Annotated in this window: 24 protein-coding genes; 16 read left to right on the forward strand and 8 right to left on the reverse strand. The window is 37.5% G+C overall.

Features of this window, described 5'->3' with window-relative positions:
* Window positions 1-147: 147 nt before the first annotated feature.
* Entirely contained in the window at window positions 148-720 is a 573-nt protein-coding gene (locus J2S06_RS07065) for a TetR/AcrR family transcriptional regulator (protein WP_419151815.1), read from the forward strand.
* Between the two features lie 124 nt (window positions 721-844).
* Window positions 845-1,861, forward strand: coding sequence for a LacI family DNA-binding transcriptional regulator (locus J2S06_RS07070; RefSeq protein ID WP_419151816.1), 1,017 nt, complete (start codon window positions 845-847; stop codon window positions 1,859-1,861).
* A gap of 34 nt (window positions 1,862-1,895) precedes the next feature.
* Here the strand turns inward: J2S06_RS07070 and J2S06_RS07075 are convergent, their stop codons facing one another.
* Window positions 1,896-3,329: an MDR family MFS transporter gene (locus J2S06_RS07075; protein WP_419151817.1), complete on the reverse strand. Its 1,434-nt coding sequence runs from the start codon at window positions 3,327-3,329 to the stop codon at window positions 1,896-1,898.
* A 290-nt stretch (window positions 3,330-3,619) separates the two neighbouring features.
* The gene (gene yhfH / locus J2S06_RS07080) at window positions 3,620-3,748 is read right to left on the reverse strand and encodes a protein YhfH (protein ID WP_083979130.1); all 129 of its coding nucleotides are present in this window, start codon (window positions 3,746-3,748) and stop codon (window positions 3,620-3,622) included.
* Window positions 3,749-3,899: 151 nt separating this feature from the next.
* Here yhfH and J2S06_RS07085 point away from each other — a divergent pair, with 151 nt between their 5' ends.
* Window positions 3,900-4,631: an MBL fold metallo-hydrolase gene (locus J2S06_RS07085; protein ID WP_419151929.1), complete on the forward strand. Its 732-nt coding sequence runs from the start codon at window positions 3,900-3,902 to the stop codon at window positions 4,629-4,631.
* Between the two features lie 210 nt (window positions 4,632-4,841).
* On the opposite strand, the gene J2S06_RS07090 is transcribed toward J2S06_RS07085, so the two are convergent.
* From J2S06_RS07090 to J2S06_RS07105, 4 genes are all read right to left on the reverse strand, one after another.
* On the reverse strand, window positions 4,842-7,199 hold the full coding sequence (locus tag J2S06_RS07090; protein WP_419151818.1) for an FdhF/YdeP family oxidoreductase: 2,358 nt from the start codon (window positions 7,197-7,199) through the stop codon (window positions 4,842-4,844).
* A 199-nt stretch (window positions 7,200-7,398) separates the two neighbouring features.
* Complete coding sequence (gene fdhD, locus J2S06_RS07095) at window positions 7,399-8,202, reverse strand: formate dehydrogenase accessory sulfurtransferase FdhD (RefSeq protein WP_419151819.1); 804 nt, start codon at window positions 8,200-8,202, stop codon at window positions 7,399-7,401.
* Window positions 8,203-8,400: 198 nt separating this feature from the next.
* Window positions 8,401-8,748 carry a Na-translocating system protein MpsC family protein gene (locus J2S06_RS07100; RefSeq protein ID WP_419151820.1) on the reverse strand — a complete coding sequence of 116 codons (348 nt, stop codon included), beginning with the start codon at window positions 8,746-8,748 and terminating at the stop codon, window positions 8,401-8,403.
* Window positions 8,749-8,843: 95 nt separating this feature from the next.
* Complete coding sequence (locus tag J2S06_RS07105; RefSeq protein ID WP_419151821.1) at window positions 8,844-10,106, reverse strand: L-lactate MFS transporter; 1,263 nt, start codon at window positions 10,104-10,106, stop codon at window positions 8,844-8,846.
* A gap of 469 nt (window positions 10,107-10,575) precedes the next feature.
* On the opposite strand from J2S06_RS07105, the gene J2S06_RS07110 reads away from it, so the two are divergent.
* From J2S06_RS07110 to aceA, 9 genes are all read left to right on the forward strand, one after another.
* The gene (locus tag J2S06_RS07110; RefSeq protein WP_044893233.1) at window positions 10,576-11,592 is read left to right on the forward strand and encodes an ABC transporter substrate-binding protein; all 1,017 of its coding nucleotides are present in this window, start codon (window positions 10,576-10,578) and stop codon (window positions 11,590-11,592) included.
* A 94-nt stretch (window positions 11,593-11,686) separates the two neighbouring features.
* Window positions 11,687-12,673, forward strand: coding sequence for an ABC transporter permease (locus tag J2S06_RS07115; RefSeq protein ID WP_044893234.1), 987 nt, complete (start codon window positions 11,687-11,689; stop codon window positions 12,671-12,673).
* Window positions 12,648-13,436, forward strand: a complete 789-nt coding sequence (locus tag J2S06_RS07120) for an ABC transporter ATP-binding protein (protein WP_044893260.1) — start codon at window positions 12,648-12,650, stop codon at window positions 13,434-13,436. Before J2S06_RS07115 ends, J2S06_RS07120 begins: the two co-directional genes overlap by 26 nt.
* A gap of 204 nt (window positions 13,437-13,640) precedes the next feature.
* A complete protein-coding gene (locus J2S06_RS07125; protein ID WP_419151822.1) occupies window positions 13,641-14,195 on the forward strand; it encodes a helix-turn-helix domain-containing protein in 555 nt (184 codons plus the stop codon).
* 27 nt (window positions 14,196-14,222) lie between these two features.
* A complete protein-coding gene (locus tag J2S06_RS07130) occupies window positions 14,223-14,948 on the forward strand; it encodes an AzlC family ABC transporter permease (RefSeq protein WP_044893236.1) in 726 nt (241 codons plus the stop codon).
* Window positions 14,941-15,246 (forward strand): AzlD domain-containing protein, encoded by a 306-nt coding sequence (locus tag J2S06_RS07135; RefSeq protein ID WP_044893237.1) that lies wholly within the window; start codon window positions 14,941-14,943, stop codon window positions 15,244-15,246. The genes J2S06_RS07130 and J2S06_RS07135 overlap by 8 nt, the downstream gene beginning before the upstream one ends.
* A 190-nt stretch (window positions 15,247-15,436) precedes the next feature.
* Window positions 15,437-16,684 carry a M48 family metallopeptidase gene (locus J2S06_RS07140; protein WP_419151823.1) on the forward strand — a complete coding sequence of 416 codons (1,248 nt, stop codon included), beginning with the start codon at window positions 15,437-15,439 and terminating at the stop codon, window positions 16,682-16,684.
* A 423-nt stretch (window positions 16,685-17,107) separates the two neighbouring features.
* On the forward strand, window positions 17,108-18,715 hold the full coding sequence (locus J2S06_RS07145) for a gamma-glutamyltransferase family protein (protein ID WP_419151824.1): 1,608 nt from the start codon (window positions 17,108-17,110) through the stop codon (window positions 18,713-18,715).
* A 596-nt stretch (window positions 18,716-19,311) separates the two neighbouring features.
* The gene (gene aceA, locus J2S06_RS07150) at window positions 19,312-20,595 is read left to right on the forward strand and encodes an isocitrate lyase (protein ID WP_044893242.1); all 1,284 of its coding nucleotides are present in this window, start codon (window positions 19,312-19,314) and stop codon (window positions 20,593-20,595) included.
* Window positions 20,596-20,663: 68 nt separating this feature from the next.
* On the opposite strand, the gene J2S06_RS07155 is transcribed toward aceA, so the two are convergent.
* Window positions 20,664-20,891, reverse strand: coding sequence for an IDEAL domain-containing protein (locus tag J2S06_RS07155; RefSeq protein ID WP_419151825.1), 228 nt, complete (start codon window positions 20,889-20,891; stop codon window positions 20,664-20,666).
* Window positions 20,892-21,047: 156 nt separating this feature from the next.
* Between J2S06_RS07155 and J2S06_RS07160 the strand changes: the two genes are divergently transcribed.
* Both J2S06_RS07160 and J2S06_RS07165 read left to right on the forward strand, forming a co-directional pair.
* Window positions 21,048-21,206: a hypothetical protein gene (locus J2S06_RS07160; protein ID WP_419151826.1), complete on the forward strand. Its 159-nt coding sequence runs from the start codon at window positions 21,048-21,050 to the stop codon at window positions 21,204-21,206.
* Between the two features lie 136 nt (window positions 21,207-21,342).
* Window positions 21,343-21,918: a competence protein ComK gene (locus J2S06_RS07165; protein WP_419151827.1), complete on the forward strand. Its 576-nt coding sequence runs from the start codon at window positions 21,343-21,345 to the stop codon at window positions 21,916-21,918.
* Here J2S06_RS07165 and J2S06_RS07170 read toward each other — a convergent pair.
* Window positions 21,915-22,277: a hypothetical protein gene (locus J2S06_RS07170; protein WP_044893245.1), complete on the reverse strand. Its 363-nt coding sequence runs from the start codon at window positions 22,275-22,277 to the stop codon at window positions 21,915-21,917. The genes J2S06_RS07165 and J2S06_RS07170 overlap by 4 nt on opposite strands.
* A gap of 154 nt (window positions 22,278-22,431) precedes the next feature.
* Between J2S06_RS07170 and J2S06_RS07175 the strand changes: the two genes are divergently transcribed.
* Both J2S06_RS07175 and lepB read left to right on the forward strand, forming a co-directional pair.
* The gene (locus tag J2S06_RS07175; RefSeq protein WP_419151828.1) at window positions 22,432-23,052 is read left to right on the forward strand and encodes a TVP38/TMEM64 family protein; all 621 of its coding nucleotides are present in this window, start codon (window positions 22,432-22,434) and stop codon (window positions 23,050-23,052) included.
* Window positions 23,053-23,098: 46 nt separating this feature from the next.
* Window positions 23,099-23,575, forward strand: coding sequence for a signal peptidase I (gene lepB, locus J2S06_RS07180; RefSeq protein WP_044893261.1), 477 nt, complete (start codon window positions 23,099-23,101; stop codon window positions 23,573-23,575).
* Window positions 23,576-23,593 lie beyond the last annotated feature (18 nt).

The raw sequence follows: 23,593 nt of genomic DNA on the forward strand, positions 1-23,593 counted from the left end.
AAGTGGGAGAAAACATTCCAGAAACAAGCTTACATGTACGTGCTTTTCATAATGAAAACCATTTGACAATCAATAAGTAACTTGATAAAGTAATTTTTGAACTATTTGACTGAAATGGTTATTTAGTCACATTAGGGGTGTTGAATATTGAATTTTAACCGTAGACAAGCCATCCTTGAAGCTGCGACAAAATCGTTTTCCCAGTTTGGTTTTAAGGCGACAACGATGGATCAAGTAGCCAAAATGGCGAATGTAGGGAAAGGAACAATTTATACCTTTTTCAAAAGCAAGGAAGAATTATTTGATGAAATAACGCTCTCTCTCCTTTCTAAAATGAAGGAAGAAGCAAATCGTGTTATTGATCCAAAAAGACCATTTTTTGAAAATGTTCACTGGGCACTGTATAGGATGTTGGAGTACCGAAAAAAACATCAGCTAATGATTAAGATTTTTCAAGAAAGCCAAGAGCTTGGGACTCCAGCTGTTCAAGAAGTTGTGAACAAAGTAGAACAGATGATTATACAATATATTAAAGAAAAAATTACATCCGCAATGTCAAAAGGTGAAATACAGCCTTGTAATCCGGAAATAACCGCATTTGTTATGCTGAAGCTTTACATTGCACTTATCTTTGATTGGGAGAAGCGTCATAAACCGCTCGATAAAGAAGAAATTGCCGAATTATTTGAACTTTACTTATTTAAAGGATTGTCAACGTAATCATTATTTAAATGGAAAATTTTTAGATTTTTTATGAAATAGGCTATATTTATTGAAAATAATATTTTGATTCCTTTATAATCATTTTATCGAAAGCGGTTTCGAAAGTGTAGGAGGATGCCAAATGGCTACAATTGAAGATGTCGCAAAGCTAGCAGGGTTATCTCGAACAACTGTTTCCAGGGTCATTAACAACCATCCGTACGTTTCGGAAGCAAAGAAGCAATTAGTAATAGAAGCTATGAAACAATTAGGTTATGTACCTAATTCCTCTGCTAGAAGTTTACGAAATCAAAAAACAGAAATGATTGCCGTCATTATTCCTCGGGTGATGAACCCGTTTTTCGGCCAGTTGGTCGAATCGCTAGAAATAGCCGCTTCAGAATATCATTACCAGCTCATTGTTTGCCAAACGCTATACTCCGCTAAAAAAGAGCTTGATTACTTAAACTTATTGAAAACAAAACAAGTAGATGGCGTCATTTTAACGACTTTATTAAACGATTGGAAACAAATTGAGCCATTCCTTGACTATGGTCCGATTGTGCTTTGTAATGAATATGATCAAAAAGCAAACATTCCCATGGTACATATTGACCAAGAGTACGGGGGATATGTGGCGACGACTCATTTAATTGATCAAGGACATATGCGGATCGCCTATTGCTGTGGAAACATAAAAAGCAATGTCACGAAAGCAAGAGAAAAGGGATTTCGAAAAGCACATTCTGAACATGGCCTGCAAATAGATCCAAAACTTGTTTTTCAAAATGTATTTACATTTGAAGATGGAAAAAAAGTTTTGCAGAAATTAGCGGCTTTGGACAATCGACCGACGGCAATATTTACGGGTTCTGATGAAGTGGCTGCAGGAGTCATTTCCGAAGCTAAAAAGCTAGGAATTGATGTTCCAACACAATTAGCAGTTGTCGGGTATGATAACCAAGCGATAACAGAATTGCTTGATCCTATGATTACGACCGTTCATCAGCCGGTAAAAGAAATGGCGCATAAAGCGATGAATGTCATGATGAATCAAATAAAATATAAAAATTATAAAACGAAAGAAGTATATCAGCTTCCTCTTTCACTCATTATTCGCAATTCAACTTGCTTAAAAAGTCCAGAACGGTTAAATTAAAAACCGTTCTGGACTTTTTAGAGATTTGAACTTTTTATCCAATTCTTTTTTCGTTGATCATCTTTACGCCTTCATCTTGAGCGTTTTTAATAAATAGGGACATGATAAGTGCAATGAGAGTAGAAGTGCCAGCAACAAAAAACGACACATTCACACCATGGATGATTCCATTGATTCCTTTTTCGGGAAGGGCATGGCTAGACATAACCGTTACAAGCAAGGCCGTTCCTATCGCACCAGCTACTTGGCGCATTGTATTGTTCATCGCTGTGCCGTGTGGAATTAAATGGTCAGGCAGCTGGTTTAGTCCTGCTGTTGTTGCAGGCATCATGACCATTGCAATTCCTAACATCCTTACTGTATTCACTACTGTTATAAAAGTAAACGTTGTTGCATTTGATAAATTCGTAAACATAAATGTTGTCGCAGTTAATATCGTTAATCCACCAACTGCGAGCCATTTGGCGCCATATTTGTCAAACAATCTTCCGGTAATGGGATTCATAAATCCCATTAAAAGGGCACCTGGCAAAAGAGCTAATCCTGATTCAAATGCAGAAAAGCCGAGCATATTTTGCATGAACAACGGTAAAATGATGGCTGAACCGATCATCGCGATAAATACAATCATGCCAATAGCAGTTGTTAAGGTGAACAATTTATCTTTAAAGACTTTAAATTCGAGTATTGGATGATCTAATTTTAACTGTCTCCTTATAAACCAAACGAGGAAAATGGCCCCGATTATCAAGGAGATTATAACGGAATCGCTCGTCCAACCACTATTTCCAGCTGTACTAAATCCATATAACAAACCGCCAAACCCCAAAGTAGAAAAGAGGATAGATAAAATATCAATTTGTGGAAACGTTTGTTTCGTAACATTTTTGAGTATAAAATAAGAAACGATTAAGTCGATCATAACGATCGGCAAAATCACATAAAATAAGCTTCTCCATGGAAAATGTTCCACAAGCCAACCGGATAAAGTTGGACCAATAGCTGGAGCAAAAGCAATCACTAAACCAAACATCCCCATTGCTGAACCGCGTTTTTCAACAGGAAAAATAAGAAATAGAATCGTTTGCATTAGCGGCATGATAATACCAGCCCCAGCAGCTTGAGCAACTCTTCCAGCCATCAATATGCCAAAATTTGAAGCAGCAGCACAAACCGCTGTGCCAAAGGCAAATAAACTCATTGCTGTAAGAAATAGTCCCCTTGTCGTAAATCTTTCAATTAAAAAAGCTGTGATCGGGATCATAATCCCATTCACAAGCATGAAAATAGATTGCAACCACTGTGCAGTATTCGCATCGAGGTGTAAATCTTGCATGATATGAGGCAATGCTGTACCTAATAACGTCTGATTTAAAATAGCGACAAAAGCTCCTGAAATTAAAACAATCATAAGTGGTACTTTGTTAAATGTTTCTCTTGGCTGTACCGCCTCTTGGTCTATTCCCATAATGTTCCTTCTTTCTATAAATTTTTTGTGATATTTGTTCAATAAAGAATTTAGAAATACAGAAACTTTTGCGGAAAACTAAGAAAGATGGATGAACAATAGTTTTGAATGATTGTTACCATTTAAATGTAAATTAATTATATCCTTAATGTCAAATTTTATGTATTCTAACATCATTTATATTTCGTAATCTATGAAAGTCTTCATGAAAATAAAAAATGAATCAAAAAAAAAAAAGCAACCTATTAAAGATTGCCTTCAAAACAAGAAAAATATCATTCTAACGTTTTTTATTTTACATGTAAACATTCATTACAAACATTTCCATAACATTCATGTTGTTCTTCCATTTCTTTTCCACATTCTATACATTTTTTAGCTGGTAAATTTCTAAAAAATTCAGTCACCTTTTCTAACATTTCGTATCCCCTCCGTGTTGTTGTTGTTCATATTGTATTATAACAGTTTGGGATATGTCAATACTGTTTTGTAACAAAAATGATGATTCGTGCATTTTTTTATCAAAAAGGGTATATTGAAAGAAAGAGTTATAAGGAGAGGTATTGAATGATGAAGTTAACAGTTGTAGGTTTTTGGGGAGGTTATCCGAGAAAAAATGAAGCTACTTCCGGTTATTTACTTGAAAAGAATAACTTTCGTTTATTAGTGGACTGTGGGAGTGCTGTACTATCACAGCTGCAAAATTACATTCAAATAGAGCAATTAAATGCGGTCATTTTATCTCATTATCATTATGATCATGTCGCTGATATTGGTCCACTACAATATGCACGGTTAATTGGAGGAATGTTAAATCATTCAAAAGAGGTTCTTCCTATTTATGCACATAGAAATGATCCACAATTCCAAACGTTAACTTTTAAGGATGTTTCGATCGGAAAAGCATATGACCCAAATAAGTCTTTAACCATCGGTCCATTTACGATTTCGTTCTTAAAAACAGATCATCCTGTTGAGTGCTATGCGATGAGAATAACAGATGGTGAACATACAATTGTTTATACGTCTGACACTAGTTTTAAAGAAGAATTTATATCTTTTGCAAAAGGGGCCGATCTGCTTATTTGTGAATGCAATTTTTATGCAGATCAAGATGGAAAAGCTGCTGGTCATATGAATAGCCATGAGGCCGCATTCATTGCCAAAGAGGCAGGGGTAGAAGAGCTTTGTCTTACTCATTTACCGCACTTTGGGGACCTTAATCAATTAGTGGAAGAAGCAAAAGCTATATTTGATGGAACGATCACGTTAGCCCAAAGTGGACGTATGTGGACATTTTAGGAGAAAGATGTTCATTTTTATCGTTAGGCTCTTTTCTAAAAGATTGCTTTACTATACTATAGCTTTTCGACTGTCAGGCAAGCGATACGCTTGCTATGTCACGCTTGTATCGTGCGTCGAAAAGCTAAAGTTTACGAAAACAGCCTATCGTGAACAGCAGAACCTCTAGCCTTGATTTCAGAAAAGCCCGATTGCTCGGGCTTCATTGCATTATGCAGGTGTATCCTCTAAGTCATCAATGCGTTTTTCGAGATACTTCGTATCTTTTTCAGCTAAATAGCGTTCTGCTTTTTCTACTTTTGCCGCCACACTATATTGAGGAATTCCAGAAGGCCCATCATAAATTCCTTGTGGTATCAACACGTTTCCTTCTGGGAAATGGAGTCCAATGTTTCCTTTTGTGATTTCAGCATAACGAGCTTTGCCTTGAAAAGTTCCATGCTCGTTGTATACGACAATGCCTTCTCCATCCAGTATGTTTAAGCGCTTTGCATCTTCTGGATTAATCAAAACATCATAACGTTCAGCATCATTAAAAGGATCAACTTCTTTGAAAACCATAGAATTAAATTGCTTGCCTCGTCTTGTTGTAATGTAAAAGGTTCCGTCAGGCTTATCCAAGCTAGGGATGTCAACTGGAATTAAATTACCTCTACCATCTGGTGTTGGACAAATACCGTCCTCGCATAGCCATGCGCCACCCCATTGAAATACGTCTCCTTGTTTTTTTAAATATTGGATGCCATCATAATTTGGGTTTGCTTTGGCAATTTCCTCACGAATAGCTTGAGCATCTTTAAAATCAACAAGGTGTGCTGTATCAGGCTTTACCCTTTTTGCAAGATCGATATAAATCTTCCACTCTGCCCGCGCTTCTTTGATGCGATTTTTGTTTCCTTCAATTTCTGGGCTGAAGTACACCATACGTTCAGTAGATGTACTAGTTCCGCCTCCTTCTTGTTCATAGCGAGTTTTTGCCGGCAATACAATAACGGCTTCTTTTGCATCCACAAGTGTAGACGTATTCAAAATGATATCTTGATGTACTCGAATGTCTAAGTTCGCCAACGCTTTTTCAACGAATTTTGGATTCGGCATCGTTTCTAGAAAATTTCCGCCAGAAAGATAATAAAGCTTCAATTTGCGCTCATGATCATCAGGAAGCATTGCGTTTTCAAGAGAAACGCCCACAATGTCGCCTTGCCATTTTGGCAGTTCAAAGCCCCAAAGCTTTTCGATGCGTTCCACGTTCTTCTTATCCCAACCGCCTCCTGGAAGAACGAATGGGTCCGCACCCATTTCTCCTGTACCTTGTACGCTTGAGTGTCCGCGGAAAGGCATTAAGCCATTGTTTTTGCGTCCTATGAAACCGCGTAGTAATGCTAAATTTGCTACTTGAGAAATATTGTCTGTTGCAAACGAGTGCATCGTTAATCCAAGCGCCCAAGCAAAAACAGCATTTTTGCTTTTAGCGAGCAGTTCACTAAGCTCGATTATACGCTCTTTTGCTACTCCGGATGATTGAACGATTGCATCCCATGATTGCTCTTGAACTTTTGCTTTTAATTCTTCATATCCGTTTACATGTGCTTGCACGAATTCATGGTTAATGGCTGAGCCGTACTCTTTTTCCTCCATCTCAAACCAATGCTTCATAATACCATGCATAAACGCAATGTCACCGCCGATATTGATTTGATAAAAGTCATCGGCAATTTTCGTTCCAAATAGTGCAGACTCTGGAACCGAAGGAATCCAATATTTATCCATTGCCGGTTCGCGATAAGGGTTAATGACAATAATTTTTGTACCTTTCTTCTTTGCAGCAAGCATATATTTCGTGGAAACTGGCGAGCTGTTTGAAGCCACACTTCCCCAGAACAGTAGAACATCTGTTCCAATCCAATCCTTATAGTTGCAAGTAGAAGCACCGACACCAAGAGAGCGGTTCAATGCAGTCTTGGATGGCGAGTGGCAAATTCGCGATGCGTTATCCAAATGGTTAGTGCCTAAAAAACGCGCAACCTTCGCTGCCACGTAATAGGTCTCGTTCGTAATTCCTCTTGATGTGAGATAAAACGCATATTGCTTCGGATCAAGTTTTTTCATTTTGCCTGCAATGATATCCATTGCTTCATCCCAGGAAATACGTGAAAATTTCCGCTCTCCTGCTCTTCTAATTAATGGATATGGAATGCGGCCAAGTTTACGAAGCTCTGTGCTAGAAAGCTTCCGCAGTTCATCGATATCCGAATGTAAAATTACTTCCTTGATCGCTGGCATTGTGTTCAAGCGAAGGACATTTAAGCGCGTTGTACAAAGGTGTGGTCCGGTTAGCGTTTGATCGTAAAGACCAGAAACACCTAGCGCACATCCATCACATACACCTTTTGTAATGATATTTTTTGCGTAGCTTAAATTATCTTTATTTTCCCATACGACTTTCATCGTATCACGAATATGTTTTGGTTTGACTTTACCTAAACCGAAAGGAATTGGGCTTACCCAAAATTTAGGTTGAATCCCTTTTGGCAGTTTGATAGGGCCTGTATGTTTGGTTTGCCCCATTTTTATTCCTCCTTTTCCCCTTAATAAAGAAAAATCCAGCATAAAATAGACTAAGCCTATTTTATGCTGGATAACCTCTCTACATCACGATATAGAAAGATCAGCCATGCATACAGTTTATCGATAGCTAAACTACAGGTTATATAAATGATTGTAGTTCAACCATCATTTGTTTTTTATACTAATTATTATTATACAATTAATCTTCGATAGCTTCAATGATTCGTTCTGGATGTGTATATACATTTAGGGAATTGTTCCGGATAAATCCAACCGTAGTAATTCCGAGTTCTTCTGCAAGCTCAAGAGCTAATTCAGTAGGTGCGGATTTTGAGAGAACGATTTCACATCCAATTTTTGCTACTTTCGATAAAATTTCTGATGAAATACGTCCGCTAAAAACGATCACCTTATCCTTTAATGAAATATTGTTGCGCAGGCAATGTCCGTAAATTTTATCCAATGCATTGTGCCTTCCGATGTCTAATCTCGAGAGTACAATATCATTTTGATCGCATAAAGCAGCATTGTGAACGCCGCCGGTTTTTTGGAAAACTACTGCACGATTTTGCATCGCGTTCATCAAGCGAAAACAGTCTTCATAAGTTAATCGAATGTTAATATCTTCCATGTATTTAGCAACTCTGGCATCATTAAAAAAAACAAATCCTTGTCTGCTTTTTCCACAACAAGACGTTATATAACGCTTGGAATGAAATTTCTGGTAAAACTCGTTAGTAAAGCGTGTTTTGACGTGGACAAACCCTTCTCTTTCTTGCACCCACAAGTCTTCAATATCATCATAATTACGAATGACGCCTTCAGATGCTAAAAAACCAATGACCATGTCTTCAACATATTCAGGTGTACAAACCATTGTTGCAAACTCTTCATTGTTCAATTTAATTGTTACCGGCTGTTCTGTTACGATACAGTCCTCTATTTTTTTGACTTTACCATTTTCAAAACGGGTTACTGTTCGTGAAATTTGAATTCGTTTCATGTTGTTCCCCTCTTTTATAAACTTGTTACATATCGATCAATTGAGTAAAGCGGCTTTATATATTTTTATAATCACGAGAATGTTAAAAAAAATGAGTTTAAGAGACTTAATGAGACAAAGAGGCTGTCTCATAAGGGTCTGGCCCCACTTTTAATATATTCGTGCTGGAGGGTAGACCCTTTTCGTTTTGAGACAGCCTTATCCTTCAATTTTGTCTTCGAAATAAAAAACGGATACAGCGACATCATCTTTTATATCGATATCGGAAAATAAACGGATAAATTTTGAGCCAACTATTTCTTCTAGTCCATCTGGCACTTTTTTTCTGTATTCCTCTTGAATCATCTTTGTTCGTGCTTTATGAATCAAATCTTCGCCGCCTGGGCTTTGTGCGATAAATTTTTCTGTTGCAGTCAAATTCCCATGCATAGTACTAATCGCCATATTCTCGATGAAAACAGTTCTGATACGTTCAGGACCCTTCCCAAACATTTCTTTGCGAATTCTTCTCACGACATCATTAAAAGCGTGTTCTTTGCGGCTCATCGTAAATTCTTCCCCCATTTTTAAAAATTACGTTTTTATGAACATTGTAACAAAAAAGAGGAAAGATTAAACAAAAAACGCTTGCATGAAGCCTTTTAAGAAACTGCTTTCTCCGCTTCTTTTTGTTTCATAAGCTTAGCGATGTCGATTCGTATTAACAAAGAAACAAGCAATGCGATCACAAACAATGCAGCAAAGATCGTTAAGCTTCCTGCGTAAGAGCCAGTTGTATCTTTAATATAAGCAACAAACATTGGACCAGCAAGCCCAGCAGCTGCCCATGCAGTTAAAATATAACCGTGAATAGCACCAAGCTGTTTTGTTCCGAATAAATCACCAATGTAGGCTGGAATAGATGCAAATCCTCCTCCGTAGCACGTATATATAATTGCAAGCATCACTTGGAAAAGGATTGCATTCGTCGTGTGCGGTAGTAGCATGAACAATCCGATTTGAAGAACAAAGAACGTTGTATATGTATTCGGACGACCAATATAGTCAGAAATAGATGCCCAACCGATACGACCTAAACCGTTAAATACCCCAATCGCCCCAACAAGTGCAGATGCTTGAACTAAATCGATTCCGATAGATTCCATGGCAAGAGGCTTCGCAACTGCTAGGATCGCAATACCACACGTTACATTGATAAAAAGCATCATCCATAGATACCAGAAGCGACGTGTTTTGACTGCCTCGTTTGAAGTTAATTGTGATAGATCCATAGTTGGTTTTGCTTTACCGGAAGCCACTTTTTCTTTAAAGCCTGCCGGCATCCAGCCTTCTGGCGGCCTTTCTAGATATATAGACGATAGAGTCATAATGGTAAAGTATGCAATACCTAACGTGAAAAATGTATTAGATACCCCATAATTGGTAATTAAATAGTTCATAACAGGACTTGAGATAGCGGAAGCAAATCCAAATCCCATGATGGCAAGTCCTGTAGCAAGTCCACGGCGGTCAGGGAACCATTTTACGAGCGTGGAAACCGGTGCGATATAACCGACGCCAAGTCCGATTCCACCTAATACACCATAAAAGAAATAAAGAAGCAGCTTTGATTCTGCTAAAACCGCCAATCCAGAACCTGCAATTCCAACGCCAAAGAAGGCTGCTGCAAGCAAACCTGATTTTCTTGGACCATGTTTTTCAACAAAATGACCTAAAAATGCTGCAGAAAGACCTAAAAATAAAATAGCAATACTAAACGTTAAAGCAACTTCAGAGTCAGACCAACCGAACATGTTTTTTAAAGGGTTGGTAAAGTTGCTCCAAGCATAAACGGAACCAATGGAAATATGGATTCCTACAGCTGATACAGCAATCAGCCAACGATTTTTTGTTGATTTTTCCACAAACATCCTCTCCCCCATAAAATAATAAAACCCCAGCATAAATTTTCCGCCCAAAATAGATTGGGTCAAGAAAGTTTATACTGGGGATCTTCTACATTTCCTTATAGAAGGATCGACCAAATATGTGTCCTGTAAGTGAATCGTGATAGCCCGACTACTAGTTTTAATACAGCAACCGAACCATCATTTATTATTTTTTCTATATTAAACCATTTATTCTGAATAAATGCAAGCGGTTAATTTAGTGATAAAACCATGATTAGGACAACAGGTGGATAAACATTCAATTGAGTCATTAATATTTTAGTAAAAAATATTTTGTCATTTAAAGCGTTAATAGAAACAAGCTTTTATCAATAAATGCAATAAAGGTTTTATAAATGTTCTGAAAATACTTGAAATTGCTAGATATAAAGGTATAATCTATGTTTATAAGGATTACATATTGGGGAAAAAGAGGGGGCAATGTATGAAAAAGCATTTAGGCATATTCATAAGTATTTTATTGCTGCTAGCATTAGCGTTAGCAGGTTGTGGTTCGAATAATGAAACATCTGAGGGTTCAAACGACTCTCAATCTAGTAAAGATACGAATGAAAAAACATATAAAATTGGAGTTACGCAAATTGTTGAGCATCCTTCATTAGATGAGGCTTTTAAAGGGTTTAAACAAGCACTTGAGGATAAAGGGTTAAAAGTAGAATATGATGTTCAAATTGCTCAAGGGGATCAGTCAAACAACCAAACAATTGCCAACAACTTTGTCGGAGATGGTGTTGATTTAATATTTGCGAACTCTACTCCAAGTGCGTTAGCAGCTGTTAATGCAACGAAGGATATTCCAATTGTCTTTACGTCTGTTACAGATCCTGTTGGTGCTGGGCTTGTAAAGGATATGGAAAACCCGGAAGGCAATGTAACAGGTACGACAGATACACATCCTGATGCGATTCCAAATACTGTAAAATTCATCGATGAATATATAGATGGAAATAAAGTTGGGATGATTTATAATTCCGGTGAGCAAAATTCTGTTGCGCAAATAGACTTAGTGAAAAAAGCAATGGAAGGAACTGATTTAGAAGTAGTAGAAGCTTCTGTGTCTACTTCGGCAGAGGTCAAGCAAGCAGCAGAATCTTTAGTTGGAAAGGTAGATAGCATTTATATCATTACAGATAATACGGTCGTGTCCGCACTCGAGTCGGTTATTTCCGTTGCCAATGACAAGGATATCCCGCTTTTTGTCGGCGAACTTGATTCTGTCCACCGCGGCGGTTTTGCAGCATACGGCTTTGAATATTTCGATATCGGCTATCAAGCAGGTGAAATGGCTGCAGATATTTTAAATGGTGATAAAAAGCCTTCTGATATACCTGTTCAATATCCGCAAAACTTAAAACTGCTAATTAACAAAAAAGCTGCAAAAGAAATGAACATTGAAATATTAGATGAATGGCAAGATATGGCAGAATTCGTTGAAGAATAATAAATGAAAACCCAATTTGACAGCAGAACCATCAGTTGGGGCATGTACTCAACTGATGGTATATTTGATTTTGCAGAAGTGAGAGGGTGTTTACATGCCAATCGCAATTTTTGGATCAATCGAATCAGGTTTAATCTATGCAATGATGGCACTCGGTGTCTATTTATCTTTTAGAATTTTAGATTTTCCAGATTTAACAGTAGATGGAAGTTTTGTAACGGGTGCTGCTGTTTGTGCTGTGATGATTGTAAATGGTTGGAATCCAGTTTTAGCTACAATTTCAGCAATCTTTGTCGGATTTATCGCTGGTTCCATTACGGGACTTTTGCATACGAAAGGAAAAATTAATCCGCTTCTTTCCGGTATATTAATGATGATCGCCTTATACTCGATTAACTTACGTATTATGGGACGATCAAATGTTCCTTTGCTTCAGGAAGAAACATTTTTTTCTCATATTAGCGGTATTTTTGCTCCAATTGATGAATTGTTGACAGCTCTTATACCATATTCTCCTTCAACATGGTCTGTCATTTTTTCAATGCTTGTATTCGTTATTGTACTAAAATTTATACTCGATTATTTTTTAAAAACTGAAATTGGTCTTGCACTTCGGGCTGTTGGAGATAATCAGCAGATGATCGAAAGTTTTTCCGCCAATACAGATATATTAAAAATAATCGGGTTAGGCTTATCCAATGCCCTTGTCGCTTTATCCGGTGCCTTTGTTGCTCAATATAGCGGATTTAGTGACATCGGTATGGGAATTGGAATGATTATTATTGGATTAGCCTCTGTCATCATTGGAGAAGCTCTCATTGGAAGCAAATCGATCGTACGGGCAACATTAGCCGTTATTATCGGGGCTATTGTATACCGTTTAATTGTTGCTTTTGCACTACGATTTAATTTCTTTGAAACAGGAGACTTAAAATTAATTACGGCTTGCATCGTCATTTTATCGTTAACGATCCCGCGTTATATTGACAAAAAACGTGAAAAAAAGAGAAAGCTTTTAAGAAGAAAGGAATTGGAGAAAAAGCGGGGTGAACAACTTGCTTCAACTAAAGCACATTTATAAAGTTTTTAATGAAGGCTCATTAGATGAAAAAGTGGCTTTAAATGGAATAAACCTTGAGGTGAAGAAAGGCGATTTTATTACAGTTATTGGGAGCAATGGGGCTGGTAAGTCTACTTTGTTAAATATTATTGCAGGAAAATTATTTCCTGATGATGGTGAAGTTTTACTAGATGAAAAAAATATGACGAATTTACCAGAATATAAAAGAGCGAAGTATATCGGACGTGTATTTCAAAATCCGCTTGCTGGAACCGCTCCTTCTTTAACAATTGAAGAAAACTTAGCGATCGCTTATGGTCGAGTTCATAAACGGACATTAGGACGAGGGGTTACATCCAAACGTCGGCAACAATTTAAAGAACAGTTAGCTTTGCTCGGTTTAGGTCTTGAAAACCGTTTGAATGCCAAAGTAGGTTTACTATCAGGAGGGGAACGCCAGGCATTATCTTTATTAATGGCCACCTTTACAAAACCAAAGATTCTCCTTTTAGATGAGCATACCGCTGCTTTAGACCCTGCCCGTGCGGAAGTCATTCTCTCATTGACGAAAAAATTTATCCATGAATACCAATTAACGACGATTATGATTACCCACAATATGCAGCAAGCTATTGACTTAGGAAATCGTCTCATCATGATGAATCGTGGGGAAATCATTTTTGAAGCATCAGAGGAAACGAAAAAGGAACTCACCATCCCTCGCTTAATGAAGGAATTTGAAAAAATCCAGGAAACAGTATCAGACCGAGTGATACTTGGCTAATCATGGAGCTTCTTCCAATATGTACGGAAGAAGCTTTAATATTTTTTCTAACTTCACATAGTGTAGGGAGAAGGTTTCAGACATAGAACGATATCCTTAAACAATGGAATTGTTGCCAAACGTATAAAGGTTATAAACTGTTAAATTGTTTATAATAGCGCACAAAAATATGTTATAATAGACAAAAATTGTAGGGAGGCAAATATGAACTCAGTTCAGCGAAATATCGGGAGAAATTTACAAAAAATTCGCAAAAGCAGAAATTTAAGCCTTGACAAAACTGCTGAATTAACCGGAGTTAGTAAAGCGATGCTCGGTCAAATCGAGCGAGGCGAATCCAATCCTTCGGTTTCAACATTGTGGAAAATAGCGAACGGCTTGCACGTGTCTTTTTCTTCCTTAATGAAGGAGGAAAAAACATCTGTAAACATAGTATCATTAAAAGATATTTCCCCAGTAATAGACGATGATGGAAAATATCTCGTATTTTCTTTGTTCCCATTTGAGGTGGAAAAGCAATTCGAGGTGTTTTCTGTTGTCCTTGAAGCGAATTATACTCATGATGCTGAAGGACACCATGAAGGAGTCGAAGAATACGTTCTCGTTCAAAAAGGGGAATTAGAAATCATGATTGACGAAAAAACATATCATTTGTCAGAAGGTGATGCCATTCAATTTCAGGCAGATAAGCCGCACAAATATCGAAACAAAACAAATGAAATGGTTAAATTTTTGATCATTATTTATTATCCTGAATAAATAAATGACACAGCAGGGGGTGCCTAAATGATTTCTACAACGGTTGCCGAGAAGAAATCAGAATTTTTCAGTGGTTTACAGGCAGGACTTACAATTGCTATCGGTTATTTTCCTGTCGCCATCACATTCGGGTTATTAGCTGAACAAACAGGGTTAACATTATGGGAAACCTTATTTATGAGCATGTTTGTTTATGCTGGCGCAGCTCAATATATTTCATTAAGCTTTATTGCTGCAGGTGTAGGTGCTTTTGAGATCGTTTTAACGACATTTATTGTTAATATTCGCCACTTTTTAATGTCTGCTTCCTTAAATGAAAAGGTAGAAAAGGATTCATTATGGAAAAAAGGTATTTATAGCTTCGGGATTACGGATGAAACCTTTTCCGTTGCTTCTGTTCGGCAAGGAACCGTAACTACTTCTTATATGTTTGGTCTTGCAATCATTTCTTATTTAAGCTGGGTCATTAATTCTGGTATTGGTCATGCTGTCGGCGTTAACTTACCTGTCGTGCTTCAAGAAAGTATGTCTATTGCTTTATATGCTCTTTTTATCGGCTTGCTCGTTCCATCTTTGAAAAAACACCGCAAAGTAGTGGCTCTTGCTTCATTTGCGGCCGTTGTCAATTCGATATTCGTCTTAACAAATTGGCTTTCCTCCGGCTGGTCTATTGTTGCTGCAACAATATCTTCTGCTTTCATTGTTGAATGGATTTGGACGAAATGGAACTTTGAGGTGATGAAAGATGAGTAGAGAAATATTTTGGATGATTGTTGGCATGGGGCTTGTCACCTATGTTCCACGAATGCTGCCCCTCGTTGTCTTTCAAAATATTAACTTACCGCCATTTTGGCAAAATGTCCTAAAAAATGTACCTTTTGCTACTTTAGGAGCGCTGATTGTACCAGCTGTTTTTTTTATTCAAGAAGATATGATGTTTGGCGTAATCGGTGCTGCCACAGCTTTTATTGCAGCATATATCGGAGCCAATGTCATTGTTGTGGTTATGTCATCGATTGTTGTGTTATGTTTATACAGTATTGTGTTTTAAAATGTATAACCGATTCCGATCCGAGAAAGCTGTCCCGACCTTTAGGGCAGCTTTCATCTGCTAATAGGCTTAATTTGGAACGTCAAAACGGCTCATAAACATTTTCTGAAAAGCTTGTTCTAAATTCTCGTGATTTTAACTAAACTGTTAAGGGGAAAGGTAATTCAGCAAAGAGGGGGCTCATCAACATATGAGAAAGAGGCTCACCACTGCCGTTATTGTATATTTTATATACGGTGTATTTATTTACTTGTACTTATATTTTTTAACCGATAATACCATTCCTTCTAATTATGAAGGGACTGCAGTAGATCCGAAAACGTTCATGAATGCGCGCGAGCTTATGCTTTCAGAAGAATATTCCAAAATTAAAAATTTATTATTTTTTATTGGAATCCCACTCGAATGGTTTATTTTTTTTCTTGTTTTGACGATAGGGCTATCGAAAAAATTTCAACAATGGGCACAATCTGCATCAAAACTTCCAGTTGTGCAAATGGCACTTTATTTTTTCTGGTTATCCCTTCTCGTAACGATTTTAACATGGCCGTTCGATTGGTTAAGCTATAAAATATCATCAGATTATCAAATTACAACCCAACCTTTCAATGGCTGGATCCGTGATCAAGTGATGGATTTTTTTATTAATTATGTGTTAATGCTTATCATTGTTGCCGTCATTTACAGTTTAATGCGCAAGTTTGAAAAGCGGTGGTGGTTTTTTGCCTGGCTATTATCCATCCCGTTTACACTTTTTTTAATGTTCCTGCAGCCGGTTGTGATTGATCCGCTTTATAACGATTTTTACCCGCTCAAAGACAAAATATTAGAAGAGAAAATTTTGGATTTAGCTGAGCAGGCTAATATTCCGGCCGATCATGTATATGAAGTCGATATGTCGAAAAAAACAAATGCCTTAAACGCATACGTGACAGGGATTGGGCCAAATTCACGAATTGTTTTATGGGATACGACATTAACGAAATTAGAAGAGGATGAAATTTTATTTATTATGGCACATGAAATGGGCCACTATGTGATGAAGCATATTTATGTGGGGATTTTCGGATATGTATTACTATCCTTCGTCGGGCTTTATCTAATCCATCGCTTTATGAACATCATTGTTCAAAGATGGGGCAATGAGTTAAAAGTTACAAATGTTCGCGATCTATCATCATTGCCTTTATTTCTCATGCTTTTAGGAATGCTTTCGTTTGCAGCAAGCCCGTTAACGAATACTGTTTCACGTGTTCAAGAAAAGAAGGCAGATCTTTATGCCATCGAACTGACGGAAAATGAAGAAGCGGCAGTTGAAACATTTCAAGATTTAGCAAAATATGGACTAAGTGAAGTGAATCCTCCGTCACTCGTGAAATTTTTCCGCTATGACCATCCAACGTTATTGGAGAGAATGCTGTATCTCAAAGAGGAATAAGTCCAATAATAAAGGATAACTATCCGAAACAGTTGATCGTAGCGACCATATCAAAATGTTTTCATCAAGATGGCTTCAAACTAATCTGAGGTCATCTTTTTCATTTTTTAAGGCTCTTTTCTAAAGGATTGTTGCTTTCGACTGTCAGGCAAGCGATGCGCTTGCTATGTCACGCATGTAGCGTGGCTTGAACCGAAAAAAAATCGATTGTCAATCCGACCACGTGCTTTTTTCGGTTCATGGACAGTCGAAAAATAACAAAGTTTACGAAAACATCCTTTTTTAAAGAGGAAGTTCCATCATTTGGACTAGTTATCCAAGGCGTGTATAATAAAAATTATGACAGAAAATTTCAAAAATTAATCCGTTTGGATTAGTGGTGAAAATTTATCAACTGTTTACAATTGATGAGGAGTGTATACATTGGATTATTTATATTACCCATATCCATCGCAGCGTATGACAACATTTGCGAATAAAGGGATGGTGGCAACATCTCAGCCGCTTGCTGCACAAGCAGGCTTAGACATCCTAAAAAAAGGCGGCAATGCTGTTGATGCTGCTATTGCAACTGCTGCTTGCTTAACAGTGGTAGAACCAACCTCTAACGGAATTGGTGGGGACGCTTTTGCGTTAGTTTGGATAAAAGGGGAGCTATATGGATTAAATGGAAGTGGTCCAGCCCCTATACATATATCCATTGAAGCTATAAAAGAACGCGGCTATGAACAAATACCTTCACATGGATTAATTCCTGTAACTGTCCCTGGTGCACCGTCGGCGTGGGCTGAGCTTTCCAAACGGTTTGGAAAATTGCCGTTAACAGAAGTGTTAAAGCCAGCTATTGAATATGCCCAAAATGGATATCCGATCTCACCGATTCTCGGGAAAAACTGGGCTGCTGCTTTTCAACGTTTTCAAAAATGTTTCATAGATGAGGAGTTTCAAGGATGGTTTGATACGTTTGCACCAAAGGGGCGTGCGCCAAAAATAGGGGAAATATGGCGTTCAGAAGGGCATGCTAAAACACTTCAATCGATTGCACAATCTAATGCGGAAAGCTTTTATCGCGGGGAATTAGCCGAAAAAATCACTTCTTTCTTTCAAAAATATCACGGGTTTTTATCTGAAGAGGATTTAGCTTCCTATCGAGCAGAATGGGTCACACCTATTTCGATTCATTATCGCGGTTATGAAATATGGGAAATCCCTCCAAATGGTCAAGGATTGGTTGCATTAATGGCCCTTAATATTATGAAAGGGTTTGAAGTTTCCCCAGATCGGGAGAATGTTGAAAATTTTCACCGCCAAATTGAAGCGATGAAGCTTGCTTTTACGGATGGTAAAGCATATATTACGGATCCAAAAGAGATGACGTATTCAATTGATGGATTATTATCAGAAGAATATGCATCTCAGCGTCGAAATCTCATTGGAAAGGAAGCGATGAACCCTAAACCGGGTAAACCTCCAAAAGGCGGAACTGTTTATCTTGCAGCAGCCGATCATGAAGGGAACATGGTTTCTTATATACAAAGCAATTATATGGGATTTGGATCTGGAATTGTCGTACCTGGAACGGGGATCTCCTTACAAAATCGAGGCCACGATTTTTCCCTAAACCCAAACGATGAAAATGCTTTAAAGCCCGGTAAGAAAACGTATCATACGGTTATTCCTGGATTTTTAACAAAAGGAACAGAAGCGGTTGGTCCTTTCGGGGTGATGGGAGCCTATATGCAGCCACAAGGGCATATGCAGGTAGTGATGAATCTAGTAGACTATCATTTAAACCCTCAAGCGGCTCTTGACGCTCCGAGGTGGCAATGGATAGGTGGAAGAAAAATCCTTGTTGAAAGTCATTTTCCAAATCATATTGCCCAAGCACTCGCACGCCGAGGGCATGAAATTCAAATCGCCTTTGATAATGGTGTTTTTGGCAGAGGACAAATCATTATTCGAGACCCCGAAACAGGTGTATTGGCAGGGGGAACGGAAGCGCGAACAGATGGTGCCATTGCGGCATATTAAAAATTGGATTTAGGTCTTCTCATTCTAAAGGGACGAGCTAGTCATAAGGAAAAAGTAGGAATGCTCGGATGTTTCATTACGCTTGAATATAAGGTTATTTTAAAGACTTCTCATTCATGATCCATTCTAGGTGGCTGTCAACCTCCTTTAAAGGAGGGTTTTTTCTTACAAAATAAGAAGCGAATTTAATGTTAAATAATTATTTGACTTAACAAAAACTTATAAACTTTAATAAGAAATCTCACATGATAAATTTTCAAAAAAGTATTTCAATTTTCGGATCTCTGTTATATATTAATATTAAAGATTTTAATTCTGTATTATAACAAATGATAGAAAGGTGTGATGAACACGATACGGACATGAAAACAAAATGGTAAGCATTTAAGTCGTTGGATCAGAAGAAAGAAATAGAGAAAATCGAGTAGGAACTTTAGGGGAAACGTTCAAAAAAGACAGATTAGAAGAAGAGAAATTGCTTGATGAGCTTGTCAATTTCGATTTTTAACATTGCTAGGTTATGAAAATTTAGTTTTCACGGTAAAAGGGGTATGAAGTAATATAAATTTTTAATAAAACAAAGGGGAGATTTATATATGACAATGGATGAAAGAGTGAAAAAACTACAAGAAAGCTGGGAGATGGAAGAACGATGGAAAGGAATCACACGTCCATATACAGCTGAAGATGTGATTAAATTAAGGGGTTCCATTGATATTGAGTATACACTTGCTAAACGTGGTGCTGAGAAATTCTGGAATTTATTGCAAACAGAAGATTATATTAATGCTCTTGGAGCGCTTACAGGTAACCAAGCCGTTCAGCAAGTAAAAGCTGGATTAAAAGCCATTTATTTAAGCGGATGGCAAGTAGCGGCAGATGCGAACCTTGCAGGACAGATGTATCCGGATCAAAGCTTGTATCCAGCCAACAGCGTTCCTCATGTTGTAAAGAGAATTAATCAAGCCTTGCAGCGTGCAGATCAAATTCATCATTTAGAAGGCAACCATGATATTGACTTTTTCGTTCCGATTGTTGCTGATGCAGAGGCAGGATTTGGCGGTCAATTAAATGTTTTTGAGCTTATGAAAGGGATGATTGAATCCGGAGCTGCTGCCGTTCACTTTGAGGATCAATTATCTTCTGAGAAAAAATGTGGTCATTTAGGAGGAAAAGTACTTCTTCCAACACAAACAGCAATACGCAATTTGATTGCTGCTCGTCTAGCTGCTGATGTGATGGGAGTTCCGACGGTGATTATTGCACGTACTGATGCAGATGCAGCTGACTTAATTACAAGTGATATCGACGATCGGGATAAGCCGTTTATTACAGGAGAACGCACACCAGAAGGATTTTTCCGGACTCGTGCAGGTCTTGACCAAGCGATTGCTCGTGGCCTTGCTTATGCACCTTATGCCGATCTCATCTGGTGTGAAACATCTGAACCAAATATTGAGCAAGCTCGTAAATTTGCCGAAGCGATTCATGAAAAATATCCTGGTAAATTACTAGCTTACAACTGCTCGCCATCATTTAACTGGAAGAAAAAGCTTGATGACAAAACAATCGCTAACTTCCAAAAAGAAATCGCTAAATTCGGTTATAAATTCCAATTTGTTACACTTGCTGGTTTCCATGCATTAAACTACAGCATGTTTGAGCTTGCAAGAAAATATAAAGATGAAGGCATGGCCGCATACTCAGAGCTTCAACAAGCAGAATTTGCTAGTGAACAATACGGTTACACAGCGACTCGACATCAACGTGAAGTTGGTACGGGCTATTTCGATGAAGTTGCGCAAGTCGTAAGTGGTGGAACATCCTCAACAACCGCTCTTGATCGTTCCACTGAAGCCGAACAGTTTACAAATGTATAAAACAGTACATGTGAAAAATGCACAAAAAGCCACATACGGAAGCCAATCCAAAACGGGATTGGCTTTCCTTATGCATATTTTAATAACTGGACATACTCTTCTGAAAGCTTTTGGAAACTTTCTTTATCATAACGATCCAGCGCTTCATTAATTTTTTCCTCAAGCTTAAGTTTTTTGTAATTAAATACAGCTTCATCCAATACCATCTGAATATATACATCCATCATGAAATTCTCTGCATTTACCTTTGCTGACCTTGCCTTCATTATCTCAGTATACGACTTGCGCTCCTTCATGAAACATCACCCCTGATGTCTTTTTTATATTATATGGGGTTTTTACAAAAAAATCAACAAAATTTTTACAATGTTTAGAAAATTTATCTTAACTGAAACACTTTGTATTCTTTTATACAAATATGTGCAACATACTTATAGAGGGAGGAGATAGGTATGAACGAAAAACGTAAATCAACGGATAAACGAAACCGTCAAGATGAGATCACGATTGCTGATTCAAACATTAATGAAGTAACGGGTGACTCCATCAACGAACACCGCACAATTGAAACAGCTAATCAAATTTTACAAAACTCAGAAGAAATGGAATAATCGTGTATAAATTCTTAACGCAATGTTAAGAATTTATTTTTTCTGTTTTGATATTGTAAAAATATAGATATATAACTAATAAAATGGTAAATTTAGGTTGGATCTAGTACTTATTTCTTATAAAGGAGAGTCGGTGATGATAGCGAAAAAAGATGTTAAATTTCTTGAAAGATATGTTGTAAATGGGGAAACAATGGCCATTCTTCCATTTTGGCAAGCTAGAAACCTTTATGGTAAAATTATTGAAATTCATAAAGAGCTATTCGTGAAAATGAAGCCGGCCAAAATTATTGATCTAAGTTGTCGTTATTATGGTTCTAGTTTGAAAGGTCGAAAAATAGGAACGAAGGAGCTAGTTGGAGTAACGCACAAACCACCAATTGTTATTGATCCAGTAAATACGATTTATTTCTTTCCCACTGCTTCCCCCACAAAGCCTTACTGTACTTGGTTTTCCCATGCTCACATATCTAGTTTTAAAAAAGTAGAACATGATCGTACATGTATCCAATTTATAAATGAACAAACGCTAACGCTTGATATTTCACATACATCATTTGGTAATCAATTTTATCGGACCGCACAGCTTCGTACTGTCGTGTCCTCTCGAATTGAAGAAGAACAGCGAAAAATGAATATGCTCTTATTTCCAAATGGTCAAAAATCATTTATTTATGAACAAATTATAAGGGATTTGAACAAAGGAAACTAATCCTTCTCCGCCTTAAATAAGTAATATTCAATCAGCTCTGCCACTTTGTTGCGTATTCTCGGGTTGAAGTAGTTATGCTGTTCTTCGTATCCTTTGTAGTAAAAGCCGTAAAGGGTGAAGGCTTCGTCGCGTTTTAGGCGGAGCACTTTTACATTTTGCTTGCGCAGTTCGCGTTTAGCAAGTGCGAGATCTTTTTGTGCCAGTTTGATTGCTTCTTCAATAATGTGCAAATATGGCTGTTTTAGCTTGAATGGACTGTTTTCCACAACGGTTAAATCGCGATTTAAAACCGTAATGGTCATGGGCAAGTAAATAGCTTGCTCAATTAAATCGCGGACGGTGTCCGGTATTCTTGACATATGGAAGACCTCACTTTACAGAACGTTTGTTCCCCTATATATTTTACACAAGACATTTTCTTTTTACAAGTTTGTAACAAAGGGGATATTATTTTATCTTTAAGACAAAAGGTGTACAATAAAGGGAGACGTTGTAAAGTTGAGGGGCTAAATGATGGATGTACTTAATTATTTGAACTCCATAGAACTAGAAGATATAGAAAAATTGTTTGCTGAATATCGGGCGCTAGGTCCTTTTGTTGCGATTCTTTTGCCTTTGGCTGAATCCTTTTTACCATTTTTGCCTTTATTTATATTTGTTGTAGCAAATGCGAATTCGTTTGGATTTTGGCTCGGATCTATCCTTTCTTGGATTGGAACGGCATCTGGCTCTATACTCGTATTTCTCCTTGTTCGCAAATTTGGACAAGAACGGTTTTTTCGTTTTTTGAGTAAACATGAGAAAATACGCCGGATGATGAATTGGGTTGAACGCCATGGCTTTGGGCCATTGTTTATTATGCTTTGTTTCCCGTTTACGCCGTCAGCGGCGATTAACGTTGTGGCAGGGTTATCAAGAATTAATATATGGCAGTTTGTTCTAGCTGTTTTAACTGGGAAAATCGTTATGATCTTTACCATTAGTTTTATCGGTCATGATTTGCGGGAATTAATTCTTCAGCCGTTCCGAACCGTCATTGTATTTATTATGGTCGTCATATTATGGTTTGTTGGAAAACGCATTGAAGCACATTTAAATGTCTCATTTGTTCAAAAAAGCAAAAATAAATTTTGACATAAAGCAGGTGAGTCCTTTGAAAAAGCACCATTTCATAATCATCATGATGACCATCATTTTCTCAACAGGACTATTGAAAAATATGGTTTTTGCGGAATATCAGGTGGAAGGGGATTCCATGCAGCCGACGTTAAAGAAAGGGCAGGAGTTTTCTGTTAACAAATGGAGCTATTCATTTAGAAAAATTAAACGCTTTGATATTGTGGTTTTTCATTTAGAAAAGGAAGAGCCGGTTTTTGTAAAACGTGTGATCGGTTTACCAGGTGAGAGCATAAAATATGAAAACGATCAGCTTTTTGTCAACGGAAAGAAAGTAGAAGAGCCGTTTTTGAAAAAAAATAAAAAAAATTTATTCGGCAGTCAGCTTACAGGAGACTTTACATTAGAAGAGGTTACAGGTAAAAAGAAAGTACCAAAAGGGTATATTTTCGTCATAGGTGATAACCGATTAAACAGCCGAGACAGCCGTCATTTCGGTTTCGTGAAAATGAATGATGTGATTGGAAAAGTGAATCAATAAAACGATCCCCTTTTACAT

It is taken from the genome of Bacillus alveayuensis, from assembly GCA_030812955.1.
Lineage (GTDB): Bacteria > Bacillota > Bacilli > Bacillales > Aeribacillaceae > Bacillus_CB > Bacillus_CB alveayuensis.

Excerpts from the sequence above, each read along its gene's own strand:
- J2S06_RS07115 (WP_044893234.1), top strand. The coding sequence starts at position 11,687 with ATGCCAATCGCAATTTTTGGATCAATCGAATCAGGTTTAATCTATGCA.
- J2S06_RS07100 (WP_419151820.1), bottom strand. The coding sequence starts at position 8,748 with ATGAGCCGCAAAGAACACGCTTTTAATGATGTCGTGAGAAGAATTCGC.
- J2S06_RS07155 (WP_419151825.1), bottom strand. The coding sequence starts at position 20,891 with ATGAAGGAGCGCAAGTCGTATACTGAGATAATGAAGGCAAGGTCAGCA.
- J2S06_RS07135 (WP_044893237.1), top strand. The coding sequence starts at position 14,941 with ATGAGTAGAGAAATATTTTGGATGATTGTTGGCATGGGGCTTGTCACC.
- J2S06_RS07085 (WP_419151929.1), top strand. The coding sequence starts at position 3,900 with ATGAAGTTAACAGTTGTAGGTTTTTGGGGAGGTTATCCGAGAAAAAAT.
- lepB (WP_044893261.1), top strand. The coding sequence starts at position 23,099 with ATGATGACCATCATTTTCTCAACAGGACTATTGAAAAATATGGTTTTT.
- J2S06_RS07070 (WP_419151816.1), top strand. The coding sequence starts at position 845 with ATGGCTACAATTGAAGATGTCGCAAAGCTAGCAGGGTTATCTCGAACA.
- J2S06_RS07165 (WP_419151827.1), top strand. The coding sequence starts at position 21,343 with ATGATAGCGAAAAAAGATGTTAAATTTCTTGAAAGATATGTTGTAAAT.
- J2S06_RS07075 (WP_419151817.1), bottom strand. The coding sequence starts at position 3,329 with ATGGGAATAGACCAAGAGGCGGTACAGCCAAGAGAAACATTTAACAAA.
- J2S06_RS07140 (WP_419151823.1), top strand. The coding sequence starts at position 15,437 with ATGAGAAAGAGGCTCACCACTGCCGTTATTGTATATTTTATATACGGT.
- J2S06_RS07110 (WP_044893233.1), top strand. The coding sequence starts at position 10,576 with ATGAAAAAGCATTTAGGCATATTCATAAGTATTTTATTGCTGCTAGCA.
- J2S06_RS07160 (WP_419151826.1), top strand. The coding sequence starts at position 21,048 with ATGAACGAAAAACGTAAATCAACGGATAAACGAAACCGTCAAGATGAG.
- aceA (WP_044893242.1), top strand. The coding sequence starts at position 19,312 with ATGACAATGGATGAAAGAGTGAAAAAACTACAAGAAAGCTGGGAGATG.
- J2S06_RS07090 (WP_419151818.1), bottom strand. The coding sequence starts at position 7,199 with ATGGGGCAAACCAAACATACAGGCCCTATCAAACTGCCAAAAGGGATT.
- J2S06_RS07130 (WP_044893236.1), top strand. The coding sequence starts at position 14,223 with ATGATTTCTACAACGGTTGCCGAGAAGAAATCAGAATTTTTCAGTGGT.
- J2S06_RS07170 (WP_044893245.1), bottom strand. The coding sequence starts at position 22,277 with ATGTCAAGAATACCGGACACCGTCCGCGATTTAATTGAGCAAGCTATT.
- fdhD (WP_419151819.1), bottom strand. The coding sequence starts at position 8,202 with ATGAAACGAATTCAAATTTCACGAACAGTAACCCGTTTTGAAAATGGT.
- J2S06_RS07175 (WP_419151828.1), top strand. The coding sequence starts at position 22,432 with ATGGATGTACTTAATTATTTGAACTCCATAGAACTAGAAGATATAGAA.
- yhfH (WP_083979130.1), bottom strand. The coding sequence starts at position 3,748 with ATGTTAGAAAAGGTGACTGAATTTTTTAGAAATTTACCAGCTAAAAAA.
- J2S06_RS07125 (WP_419151822.1), top strand. The coding sequence starts at position 13,641 with ATGAACTCAGTTCAGCGAAATATCGGGAGAAATTTACAAAAAATTCGC.